At 77.5% G+C, this 11,220-nt stretch carries 9 protein-coding genes and 1 pseudogene; 4 read left to right on the top strand and 6 right to left on the bottom strand.

Features of this window, described 5'->3' with window-relative positions; translation table 11 throughout:
• Positions 1-31 precede the first annotated feature (31 nt).
• Positions 32-1,345 (top strand): MFS transporter, encoded by a 1,314-nt coding sequence (locus ACRYM2_RS21565; protein ID WP_432524615.1) that lies wholly within the window; start codon positions 32-34, stop codon positions 1,343-1,345.
• 43 nt (positions 1,346-1,388) lie between these two features.
• Here the strand turns inward: ACRYM2_RS21565 and ACRYM2_RS21560 are convergent, their stop codons facing one another.
• Together ACRYM2_RS21560 and ACRYM2_RS21555 are read right to left on the bottom strand one after the other, a co-directional pair.
• Complete coding sequence (locus ACRYM2_RS21560; RefSeq protein ID WP_432524613.1) at positions 1,389-2,024, bottom strand: MBL fold metallo-hydrolase; 636 nt, start codon at positions 2,022-2,024, stop codon at positions 1,389-1,391.
• Between the two features lie 43 nt (positions 2,025-2,067).
• Complete coding sequence (locus ACRYM2_RS21555) at positions 2,068-2,343, bottom strand: hypothetical protein (protein ID WP_432524612.1); 276 nt, start codon at positions 2,341-2,343, stop codon at positions 2,068-2,070.
• Between the two features lie 184 nt (positions 2,344-2,527).
• Here ACRYM2_RS21555 and ACRYM2_RS21550 point away from each other — a divergent pair, with 184 nt between their 5' ends.
• Positions 2,528-2,767: a hypothetical protein gene (locus ACRYM2_RS21550; RefSeq protein ID WP_432524610.1), complete on the top strand. Its 240-nt coding sequence runs from the start codon at positions 2,528-2,530 to the stop codon at positions 2,765-2,767.
• 53 nt (positions 2,768-2,820) lie between these two features.
• A complete protein-coding gene (locus ACRYM2_RS21545; RefSeq protein WP_432524609.1) occupies positions 2,821-5,733 on the top strand; it encodes an ATP-binding protein in 2,913 nt (970 codons plus the stop codon).
• Between the two features lie 25 nt (positions 5,734-5,758).
• Here the strand turns inward: ACRYM2_RS21545 and argG are convergent, their stop codons facing one another.
• From argG to ACRYM2_RS21530, 3 genes and pseudogenes are all read right to left on the bottom strand, one after another.
• The gene (gene argG, locus ACRYM2_RS21540; RefSeq protein WP_432524607.1) at positions 5,759-7,174 is read right to left on the bottom strand and encodes an argininosuccinate synthase; all 1,416 of its coding nucleotides are present in this window, start codon (positions 7,172-7,174) and stop codon (positions 5,759-5,761) included.
• Between the two features lie 62 nt (positions 7,175-7,236).
• Entirely contained in the window at positions 7,237-8,559 is a 1,323-nt protein-coding gene (locus ACRYM2_RS21535; protein ID WP_432524617.1) for an FAD-binding oxidoreductase, read from the bottom strand.
• Between the two features lie 189 nt (positions 8,560-8,748).
• Positions 8,749-9,894, bottom strand: a pseudogene (locus tag ACRYM2_RS21530) (MFS transporter); the annotation flags it as partial.
• A 116-nt stretch (positions 9,895-10,010) separates the two neighbouring features.
• Here ACRYM2_RS21530 and ACRYM2_RS21525 point away from each other — a divergent pair.
• Positions 10,011-10,457: a MarR family winged helix-turn-helix transcriptional regulator gene (locus ACRYM2_RS21525; RefSeq protein WP_432524606.1), complete on the top strand. Its 447-nt coding sequence runs from the start codon at positions 10,011-10,013 to the stop codon at positions 10,455-10,457.
• Positions 10,458-10,522: 65 nt separating this feature from the next.
• Here ACRYM2_RS21525 and ACRYM2_RS21520 read toward each other — a convergent pair.
• The coding region (locus tag ACRYM2_RS21520) for an SIS domain-containing protein (protein WP_432524605.1) at positions 10,523-11,220 on the bottom strand (698 nt) is incomplete at its 5' end.

The following is an 11,220-nucleotide window of genomic DNA, read 5'->3' as shown; positions in this document are numbered from 1 at the left end:
CCTACCCCGCGCGCGGGGTAGGTTCACCGGTGTGAGCGCACCCGTCACCACCGCCACCGAACGGCTGGACGCCCTGCCGTTCACCGCCCGGCACCGCCGGCTGCTGGTGGGTTCCGGCATCGGCTGGGCCCTGGACGCGATGGACGTGGGGCTGGTCGCCTACGTCCTGGTCGCCCTGCGCCAGCAGTGGGAGCTCACCCCCGGCGAGCAGTCGTGGATCGCCTCGGTCGGTTTCGCCGGGATGGCGCTGGGCGCCGCGCTGGGCGGGGTGCTCGCCGACCGCTTCGGCCGCCGGCAGGTGTTCGCGCTGACGCTGCTGGTGTACGGGCTGGCCACCGGTGCGGCCGCCCTGTCGTGGTCGCTGGGGGCCCTGCTGGTGTTCCGCTTCGTCGTCGGCCTGGGTCTGGGGGCGGAACTGCCCGTCGCCTCCACCCTGGTGAGCGAGTTCGCGCCCAGCCGCATCCGCGGTCGCGTCGTCGTGGTGCTGGAGGCGTTCTGGGCCGTCGGCTGGACGATGGCCGCGCTCATCGGTTTCCTGCTGGTGCCCGCCTCCGACGACGGCTGGCGCTGGGCCCTGGCGCTGGGGGCGCTGCCCGCGGTGTACGCGCTCGTGGTGCGCCGGGCCCTGCCGGAGTCGGTGCGGTTCCTGCTGGCGCGCGGGCGCACCCACGAGGCGGAGGCCGTCGTGGGCGCCCTGGAGGAGTCCGCCGGGGTTCCCCGCGGCGCGGCCATGGTCGCCGAGCCCGTCCCCGCCCGCGGGTCCGCCCGGTTGTGGTCCGGCCGGTTGCGGCGGACCACGGCCGGCCTGTGGCTGGTGTGGTTCTTCGTGAACTTCAGCTACTACGGCGCGTTCACCTGGATCCCCAGCCTGCTCGTCGAGGACGGGTTCAGCCTGGTGCGCTCGCTGGGGTTCACCCTCGTCATCACCCTCGCCCAGCTGCCGGGGTACGCGCTGTCGGCGGTGCTCGTGGAGGTGTGGGGCCGCAAGCGGACCCTCGCGGCCTTCCTCGTGGGTTCCGCCGCCGGCGCCGCCTGCTACGCCGTCGCCGACTCGCCCGCGACGATCGTGGCCGCGGGGATGCTGCTGTCGTTCTGCAACCTCGGCGCGTGGGGTGCGCTGTACGCGGTGACCCCGGAGGTGTACCCGACGAGCGTTCGCGCCCGCGGCGCCGGGGCCGCCGCCGGCTTCGGCCGGATCGCCTCCATCCTCGCCCCGCTCAGCGTCCCGCCGCTGCTGGCCGCGGGCGGCACCGGTGCGGTGTTCGCGGTGTTCGGCGCGGCGTTCGCGCTGGCCGCGCTCGCGAGCGCCCTGCTGCCCGAGCGGCGCGGCGCCGCGCTGGACTGAGCGGGCCGCGGGGCCGGCCCGCCGCGTCCCGTGCGGCGCCCGCTCACCAGCCCCGCTCGCGCCACTGCGGCAGCTGCGGGCGCTGCTCGCCCAGCGTGGTGGGGGCGCCGTGGCCGGGGTGCACGACGGTGTCGTCGGCGAGCACGGCGAAGAGGCGGTCGGTGACGTCGTCGAGCAGCCGCGCGAAGTCGCCGGCGTCGCCGCGGGTGTTCCCGACGCCGCCGGGGAAGAGGGAGTCGCCGGTGAAGACGTGGTCGGGCCCGTCGGGGTCGCGCAGCACCAGCGCCACCGAGCCGGGCGTGTGCCCGCGCAGGTGCACCACCTCCAGGGCCAGCTCGCCCACCCGCACCACGTCGCCGTGCGCCAGCCGGCGGTCGACGGGGACGGGCAGGTGGTCGGCGTCGTCGGCGCCGGCGGCCGTGCCCGCACCCGTGGCCTCCACGAGCGCCTCGAGGGCGCCGACGTGGTCGCGGTGGCGGTGGGTGGTGACGACGGTGCCCAGGCGGCCCCGCGGATCGCCCTCCTGGACGAGGTCGAGCAGCGTGTCGGGTTCGTCGGCGGCGTCGACGAGCAGCTGCGCGCCGCTGGCGCGGCAGGTCACGAGGTAGGCGACGTTGTCCATCGGTCCCACGTGCACGGCGCGGACGTCGGCGGTGCTGGTGGCGGTGTGCTCGACCATGCCCGGGAACGTAGCGGCGGGGTGCGCCGCCCGCGCGGTCGGCTCAGGCGGCGGAGCGCGGCGGCGTGCCGGCCGCCGGGGTCGCCGGGGCGGCTGCGGCCGGGGCGCCGGTGGCGGCCTCGCGCAGGTCGACGACCGCGGGACGGCGGTGGCGGTGCTGGCGGCGGCGCGCGAGCGCGGCGGCGAAGGCGAGGAAGGCGAGCGCGTAGAAGAGCGCGCGGGCCGCCTCGCCGTCGGCGGCGAAGCCCGCGGTGAGGGCGAGGCAGCCGACGGCGCCGATGAGGTGCACCAGGTCCATGAAGGACGTCCACACTGCCACCAGGGAATGGTCGCGCCGCCGCGCCCCGGGTGCACGGCGAGCGCCGGAAGTCGACCGGGCCGGGTCACGCCTCACGACTCGATGTAACACCTTATGCACAGTAAGTAACTAAGGCTGGTGGCGCCTGCCGAGTCGGCGCGAACACCGGACGCCCGCGGGCGGCCCTCAGCACGAGCCTGGGCGCATGAGCACCACCGCGATCGACTGGGAGCTGCACGAGGGGCTGGCGCTGCGGCACGAGGAGGCCCTGGCGCTCGCCGAGCGCGAGCGGCGGGTGCGGGCCCTGCGCGTCGCCCGCCGTGCCCGGGACCGTGCCCACGGGGGTGCCCGGAGCCGTGCCGGGGGCCGCGCGCTGCTCGGTGCGCTGCTGCGCGGCGGCCGGTGGAGCCGGGCGGCGGGGCGGCCCGCGCACCCGGGGCGCTGAGCACCGCGCAGCGGCGGCCCGCCGTGTCCGCACCCGGTGCCACGATGGCGGACGTGCCGGTCCACCAGCCCCCCGCGACGGACCTCGTCGGCCGCGCCGTGGAGCTCGACGCCCTCCAGGCGGCGCTGGGCGCCGCCCGCGGGGGCAGGGCCGCGGGGGTGCTCGTCGAGGCGGACGCCGGGGTCGGCAAGTCCCGCCTGGTCGCCGAGCTCGTCCAGCGCGCCCGTGCCGCCGGTGACCTCGTCCTCGTCGGCCACTGCGCCTCCGCCGGCGGCGAGGCGCTGCCGTACCTGCCTTTCGTCGAGGCGCTGGAGCCGCTGCGCACCCCGCAGGCGCCCTCCTGGTGGGCCGCGGCCAGGCCGGGGGAGGCGGGCGCCGACCTGTCCCAGCTGCAGCTGTTCGACGCCGTCGCCGTCGCGCTCGCCACGGCCGCGCGCGAGCGGCCGGTCCTGCTCGTGCTGGAGGACCTGCACTGGGCCGACGGCGCCAGCCGGGACCTGCTGACCTACCTGCTGCGCCGCGTGCGCGAGGAGCGGCTGCTCGTGGTGGCCACCGTGCGCACCGACGACCTGCACCGCCGCCACCCGCTGCGGCCCGTGCTCGCCGAGCTGGGCCGGCTGCCGGTCGTGCACCGCGTCGTGCTCGAACCCTTCTCCGCCGAGGAGATGACGCACTTCCTGCGCGCGCTGGCGGGCCGGGACGTCTCCGCCGCGACCGTGCGCCGCATCCACGCCCGCGCGGAGGGCAACGCCTACTACGCGGGGGAGCTGCTGATGGCCGGTGGGCGCGGCGGCGCCGCCGCCCTGCCCACGGCGCTCGCGGACGTGGTGCTGGCCCGGGTGGAGGCGCTGCCGGCCGGCACGGCCGGGGTCGTGCGGGCCGCGGCGGTCGGCGGCCGGCGCGTGCGCCACGACCTGCTGCGCACGGCCACCGGCCTGCCCGACGACGAGCTCGAGCGCCACCTGCGCGACGCCGTGGCGCTGCGCGTGCTGGACCCCGACGGCGGCGACGGGTACGCCTTCCGGCACGCCCTGCTGCACGAGGCCGTCTACGGCGACCTGCTGCCCGGCGAGCGCGTGCGGCTGCACGCCGCGTACGCGCAGGCGGTCCGCACGGCCCGCGCGCAGGGGCGCTGGGTGGCCTCGGCGGCCGAGCTCGCCCACCACGCCCGCCAGAGCCACGACCTCGCCGGCGCGCTGGTGGCCGGCATCGCGGCGGCCGACGAGGCCGAGGGCCTGCGCGCCCCCGCGCAGGCGTGGCGGCACGTCGAGGAGGTGCTGCCGCTGTGGAGCGCGGTCCCCGACGCGGCCGGGGTCACCGGCACCACCCGGCTGGAGCTGCTGCTGCGCGCCTCGCGGCTGGCCTCGCTCGCCGGCGACCCGGGCCGCTCGGCCCTGCTGGCGCTGTCCGCGCTCGACGTGCTGGCACCGGACGCGCCCGCGCCCGTGGCCGCCGAGGCGCACCGCCGGTGCGCCACGGCGCTGTGGGGCTGCGACCGCTGGGAGGAGGCCCTCGCGCACGCCCACCGCGCCCAGGAGGCCGGCGCGGGCGAGCCGGCGGCCGCGCACGCGGTCTGCTGGGCGCTGGCCGTGGCCGCCCGCTGCCACTTCGAGCTGGACGCCTTCGAGGCCGCCCGGCGCGCGTGCGGAGCCGCGCTGGAGCTGGCCTCCCGGCACGGGTTCGCCGGCGCCGAGGCCGACGTCCTCATCACCCTCGGCGGCCTGGACAACCTCGACGGCGCGCTCGAGGACGCCGACGCGCTGTTCACCCGGGCGGCCGCGGCGGCCGAGCAGGCCGGTCACCTGGGCACCGCGCTGCGCGCCCGCTACAACCGGGCCGTGGACCGCTACGACCGCGGTGACCTCGCCGGGGCCGCGCGGCTGCTCGACGAGTCCTGCGCCTGGGCCGCCGCGGCCGGGCTGTCGTGGGCGCCCTACGGCCTGCAGCTGCTGACGCTGCAGGCCACGGCGGCCTTCGTCGCCGGCGAGTTCGACCGCGCGCTGGAGCTCGCCCGCGCGCTCGGCCCGCAGGCCCCGCACGCCGCGACCGTGGGCGTGGGGGTCGTCGCCGCGCAGGTGCTCGCCGCGCGCGGCGCCCTCGAGGAGGCGCAGGCCCTGCTGGAGCCCGCCTGGCGCGACGACGTGGAGGAGGGGCTGTCGGCCGCCGCCGCGCAGGCGGAGGTGCTGCGCTGGCGGGGCGAGCCCGCCGCGGCCGCCACCGTCCTCGTCGAGGCGCTGTTCAGCTTCCCCGGCATCGAGCACCCCGCGCACCTGGCGGGGCTGCGGCTGGGGGCGCAGGCCCTCGGGGCGCTGGCCGACGCCGGCTCCCGGGACACCGCGCTCGCCGAGCGCGTCAGCGCCCGGGTCGAGGAGCTCGCCGCGACGGGCCAGCCGCGCGCCGGTGCCCTCGGCCCCGAGGGCCGCGCCTGGCTGGCCACCGCCCGCGCCGAGCGCTGCCGCCTGCTCGGATCCCCTGCGGCTCAGCAGGTCCAGGCGTGGCGGGAGGTCGTGGAGGCCTTCTCCTACGGCGACGCGTACGCGCTGGCCCGGGCCCGCTGGCGGCTCGCGGAGGCCTGCACCGCGGCCGGTGCCCGCGAGGAGGCGCTGCCGGTGCTCGACGCGGCCCGCCGCACGGCGGCCGCGCTGCGGGCCGCTCCGCTGGCCGCGGCGCTGGAGGAGCTGGCGCGGCGGCTGCGGGTGGACGCGCCCCCCGGGCGCGGGCCGCTGACCGCGCGGGAGCTGCAGGTGCTGGACCTGCTCGCGGCGGGGCTGACGAACCGGGCCGTGGGGGAGCGGCTGTTCATGGCCGAGAAGACGGCCAGCGTCCACGTCTCGCGCATCCTCGCCAAGCTCGGGGCCTCCTCGCGCGCCGAGGCCGTCTCGATCGGGTTGCGCAGCGGGCTGCTCGCCGGGGTGCCCGGCGCGCTGCCCGGCGGGGAGGACCCCGCCGGCAGAGCGCGCCGGTGAGCCGGCGGGGGTGGCGCGGGTGGGATCAGTCGTTGCCGGCTTCGAGGGCCGCGCGGTCGAGCAGCTCCTCGTCGGGGGAGACCTGGCCGCGGGAGGCGATCGCCTCGGCGCCGCCGGCGTCCATCGCCCCGATGAGGCTGACCTGGGAGCTGCCGACCATGCCCAGGCCGGCGTACTGCTCCAGCTTGGCGCGCGAGTCGGCGATGTCGAGGTTGCGCATCGTCAGCTGCCCGATGCGGTCCACGGGGCCGAAGGCGGAGTCCTCGGTGCGCTCCATGGACAGCTTGTCGGGGTGGTAGCTGAAGGCCGGGCCGCGGGTGTCGAGGATCGAGTAGTCCTCGCCGCGGCGCAGTCGCAGCGTCACCTCGCCCGTGACGGCGTTGCCGACCCAGCGCTGCAGCGACTCGCGCAGCATGAGCGCCTGCGGGTCCAGCCAGCGGCCCTCGTACATCAGGCGCCCGAGCCGGCGGCCCTCGTTGTGGTAGCTGGCGACGGTGTCCTCGTTGTGGACGGCGTTGACCAGCCGCTCGTAGGCCGCGTGCAGCAGCGCCATCCCGGGCGCCTCGTAGATGCCGCGGCTCTTGGCCTCGATGATGCGGTTCTCGATCTGGTCGGACATGCCCAGCCCGTGCCGGCCGCCGACGGCGTTGGCCTCCAGCACCAGCTCGACGGCGCTCTCGAACGTCGCCCCGTTGATGGAGACGGGGCGGCCCTGCTCGAAGCCGATCGTGACGTCCTCGGGCGCGATCTCGACGGCCGGGTCCCAGAACCGCACGCCCATGATGGGCTCGACGAGCTCGATGCCGACGTCGAGGTGCTCCAGGCGCTTGGCCTCGTGGGTGGCGCCCCAGATGTTCGCGTCGGTGGAGTAGGCCTTCTCGGTGCTGGCGCGGTACGGCAGGTCGCGCGCCTGCAGCCACTGCGACATCTCGGTGCGCCCGCCCAGCTCGTGCACGAACTCGGCGTCCAGCCACGGCTTGTAGATGCGCAGCGCGGGGTTGGCCAGCAGGCCGTAGCGGTAGAACCGCTCGATGTCGTTGCCCTTGTAGGTGGAGCCGTCGCCCCAGATCTGCACGTCGTCCTCGAGCATCGCCCGCACGAGCAGGGTGCCGGTGACCGCGCGGCCCAGCGGGGTGGTGTTGAAGTAGGCCCGCCCGCCGGAGCGGATGTGGAAGGCGCCGCAGGTGAGCGCCGCCAGCCCCTCCTCCACCAGCGCCGCGCGGCAGTCGACCAGCCGCGCCAGCTCCGCGCCGTAGGTGCTGGCGCGCTCGGGGACGGAGGCGATGTCCGGCTCGTCGTACTGGCCGATGTCCGCGGTGTAGGTGCAGGGCACCGCGCCCTTCTCGCGCATCCACGCGACCGCCACGGAGGTGTCGAGACCACCGGAGAAGGCGATGCCGACGCGTTCGCCGACGGGCAGGGACGTGAGCACCTTGGACATGCGGAACAGTATGCACGGCACTGCATGGCCATGCAAACATCGGGTCGGCGGCCCGCCGGGGCTCAGAGGGCCTTGCCCGGGTTGAGGATGCCCAGCGGGTCGAACACGGCCTTGATGCCGTGCTGCAGCGCCAGCGAGTCCTCGCCGAGCTCCTCGCGCAGCCAGGCCCGCTTCAGCAGCCCCACGCCGTGCTCGCCGGTCAGCGTCCCGCCCAGGCGCAGCGCCAGCTCGAAGACCGCGCACGAGGCCTCCCACGCCGGGCCCTGCGTGACGCTCGCGCCCCGCTCGACGACGACGACCGGGTGCAGGTTGCCGTCCCCGGCGTGGGCGATCGTCGCGATCCGCACGCCGGTGCGGCGTGAGACCTCCGCGATGCCGGCGACCGCGGCGGCCAGCTGCGAGCGCGGCACGGCGACGTCCTCGATGAAGACGTCGCCCAGGCGCTCCAGCGCCGGCAGCGCCGCGCGGCGGGCGGCCAGCAGCTCCCCGGCCTCCACCGGGTCGCTCGTCGCGCTCCAGGAGGTGGCGCGCGCGGCGACCACCCGGCCGACGGCCTCGATCTCCTCCTGCGCGCCGCGCCCGTCGCACTGCACGACGAGCACGGCCTCACCGCGCGAGCGCAGCGAGGTCCCGCGCAGGGCGTCGACCGCCTCCAGGGTCACCGCGTCCACGAGCTCCAGCACCGACGGCTGCAGGCGGGCGGCGGTGATGTCGGCGGCGGCGGCCGCGGCCTGCACGACGTCGCCGAAGGAGGCGGCCAGCGTCGCCACGGCCCGCGGGCGCGGGCGCAGCCGCAGGGTGGCGCCGACGACGACGGCGAGCGTGCCCTCCGAGCCGACGACGAGGCCGGTCAGGTCGTAGCCGGCGACCCCCTTGACGGTCTGCCGGCCGGTGCGCAGGCGCCGGCCGTCGGCGAGGACGAGGTCCAGCCCCAGGACGGCCTCGCGGGTCACGCCGTACTTGGCGCAGCGCAGGCCGCCGGCGTTGGTGGCGATGTTGCCGCCGATCGTGGAGATCGCCGAGCTGGCCGGGTCGGGGGCGTAGAAGAGGCCGTGCTCGCCCGCGGCGGCGTCCAGGTCGGCGGTGAGCACGCCCGGCTCGACGACGGCGACCTGGTCCTCGGGGCGCAGCTGCAGGAGGCGGTCCATCCCGGACAGGTCGAGCACGACCTGTCCGGCGCTCGCGGAGGAGGCGGCGGCCAGGCCGGTGCCGGCCCCGCGCGGCACGACCGGGGTGCGGGTGGCGCTGGCCCAGCGCAGCGTCGCCACGACGTCGTCGACGTCGCGGGCGCGCACGACGCCGTCGGGCGGGCTCGCGGGCCGGTGCCCGGAGCGGTCGGTGGCCGCGGCCGCGCGCGCCGCCTCGTCGGTGAGCAGCAGGGGCAGGTCCGCGACGGCGCCCGCGGGGCGCCCGCCGTCGCGGGCCTGCTCGGTCAGCGGGGGACGGGCCACGGGCGCGACCCTAGCCGCGCCGGTCGCCGCCGGGCGCCGGTCCGCCCGCGCCCGGTGGCGGCTCAGCGCGCGGCGGCCGCGCCCACCGCCTCGTCCACGCGCCCCCCCGCGCCGGGGGCTGCCGGTGCGGGCGCGGGCTGCGCCGACGGCGAGGACCGCGAACGCCGCGGCGGCCAGCAGCGCCCCGGTCCACAGCGGTGCGGTGTAGCCGAACCCCGCGGTGATGGCCAGGCCGGCCAGCCACGCACCGCCGGCGTTGCCGACGTTGAAGGCGGCGATGTTGGCCCCGGAGGCCAGCGTCGGCGCCTGCGCCGCGCGGCTGACGATGCGCAGCTGCAGGCCGGGCACGACCGCGAAGCCGGTGGCGCCCATGAGGACCAGCGCGACGACGGTCGCGAGCTGGGAGGAGGCGAGCAGGGCGAAGGCCGCCATGACGAGCGCGAGGGCGGCCAGCGCCACCAGGACGGTGCGGTCCACGTGCCGGTCGGCGGCCCGGCCGCCGAGGCTGTTGCCGACGAACAGGCCGGCGCCGAAGACGACGAGCAGCCAGGGCACGGCGCCGGCGCTGAACCCGCTGGCGCCGGTGAGCGTGAAGGCGATGTAGGTGAAGGCGCCGAACATGCCGCCGAAGCCGAGGGCGGTCGCGGTCAACGAGAACCACACCTGCGTGTCCGCGAACGCCGCGAGCTCGGTGCGCAGCCGGGGCGCCGGTCCGCTGCCCGCGGCGGCGGCGGGGACCAGCGCCGCGACACCGGCGAGCGCGAGCACGCCGATCGCGGTGACGACGGCGAAGGTGGCGCGCCAGCCGAACTGCTGGCCGACGAACGTGCCGAGCGGGACGCCCAGGACGTTGGCCGTGGTGAGGCCGGCGAACATCGTCGCGATGGCGGCCGCCTTGCGCTCCGGGGCGACCATGCCGGCCGCCACGACGCTGCCGATGCCGAAGAAGGCGCCGTGGCACAGCGCGGCCAGGACGCGGCCGGCCATCAGCGTGCCGTAGCCAGGGGCCAGGGCGGACAGCAGGTTGCCGGCGATGAACAGGACCATGAGGCCCAGCAGCACGTGCTTGCGCGGCAGCCGGGCGACGGCGGCGGTGAGGGCGACGGCGCCGACCGCGACGGCCAGGGCGTAGCCGGAGATCAGCCGGCCCGCGGTGGCCTCGTCGACCGCGAGGTCGGTGGCGACCTCGGGCAGCAGTCCGGCGATGACGAACTCGGTGAGTCCGATGCCGAACCCGCCGAGGGCGAGGGCGAGCAGTCCGAGAGGCACAGGTGCTCCAAGGGGGAGGGGGTGTGTGTGGGCGCCGATAGGCGGCGTGTGCAAGCAAAGTATTTGCACACGCGCACAGTCGTCAAGCGCACAGGATCGCCCGGTAGACTCGCGGCATGGGGATCGCTGACGACGCCGTCGAGACCCGCGCCCAGGGCTGGCGCACCCTCGCCGCCCTGCACGGGCTCATCGAGGCCGACCTGGAGCGCGCCCTGCAGGCCGCCCACCGCCTGTCCGTCGTGGAGTACACGGTGCTCGACGCGCTCTCGCGCCAGGACGGCTTCCACCTGCGCATGCAGCAGCTGGCGCGCGCCGCGGCCCTGTCCGCCAGCGCGGCCACCCGGCTGGTCAACCGCCTGGAGGAGCGCGGTCTGCTCACCCGGATCCTGTGCGCCGACGACCGGCGCGGCATCTACACCGAGCTGACGCCCGCCGGGCGCGACCTGCTCGCCCTGGCGCGCCCCGTGCACGACGCCGTGCTCGAGCAGGCCCTGGTCCGCGCCGGTGACGTGCCCGAGCTCAAACCGCTGGTGGACGCGGTGCAGGACCTCTCCCGCCGCTGACCCGCCGCTGACCCGCCGCTGACCCGCCGCCGGCCCCCTGGCGGTCCGCACCGGCCCGGCGGGGTTCAGCCGGTCTCCTCCACGGCCCGGTACGTCGCCTGCAGCGCCGCGCCCGCGGCGGCGCCCAGCCGCTGGGCGACGGCCACGTGCAGGCAGTCCAGCACGAGCAGCGAGCTCGCCCGGCTGGCCGTCGCACCGGCGCGGTAGGCGGTCTCGCGGCCCGTCGCCACGAGCACGTGGTGCGCCGCGGCGGCCAGCGGGGAGGCGGGGGCGCTGGTCAGCGCGACGACGCCCGCCCCGTTCGCGGCGGCCCGCCGGGCGGCCGCGACGACCTCGCGGGTGCGCCCGGAGTGGCTGACCACGAGCGCGACGTCGCCCGCGCCGAGCAGGGCGCTGCTGACGAGCGCGGCGTGCGCCTCGGTGCGCAGCCGCGTGAGCAGCCCGATCCGGGCGGCCTTGTGGTCGAAGTCGGCGGCCAGCAGCCCGGAGGCGCCGATGCCGTAGCAGTCGACGACCCGGGCGCCGGCCACGGCGTCGGCGGCGGCGGCCAGGGCGGCGACGTCGAGCGTGCGGGCGGTCGCGGCGACGGCCTCGGCCTCCACGGCCGCGAGCGTGGCCACGACGGTCGCCAGGTCCGAGCCGTCGTCCAGGGTCCCGGTGAGCAGCGCCGCGGGCGCGCCCGCGGCGGCCCCCGCCGCCAGCCCCCCGCGCCCCGCGGGGTAGCCCCGGAACTCGACCGAGCAGGCGGAGCGCTCCATCCAAG

This window comes from Kineococcus aridisoli, from assembly GCF_050871885.1.
Classification (GTDB): Bacteria; Actinomycetota; Actinomycetes; order Actinomycetales; family Kineococcaceae; genus Kineococcus.
This window is presented reverse-complemented; position numbering and strand designations above follow the sequence as displayed.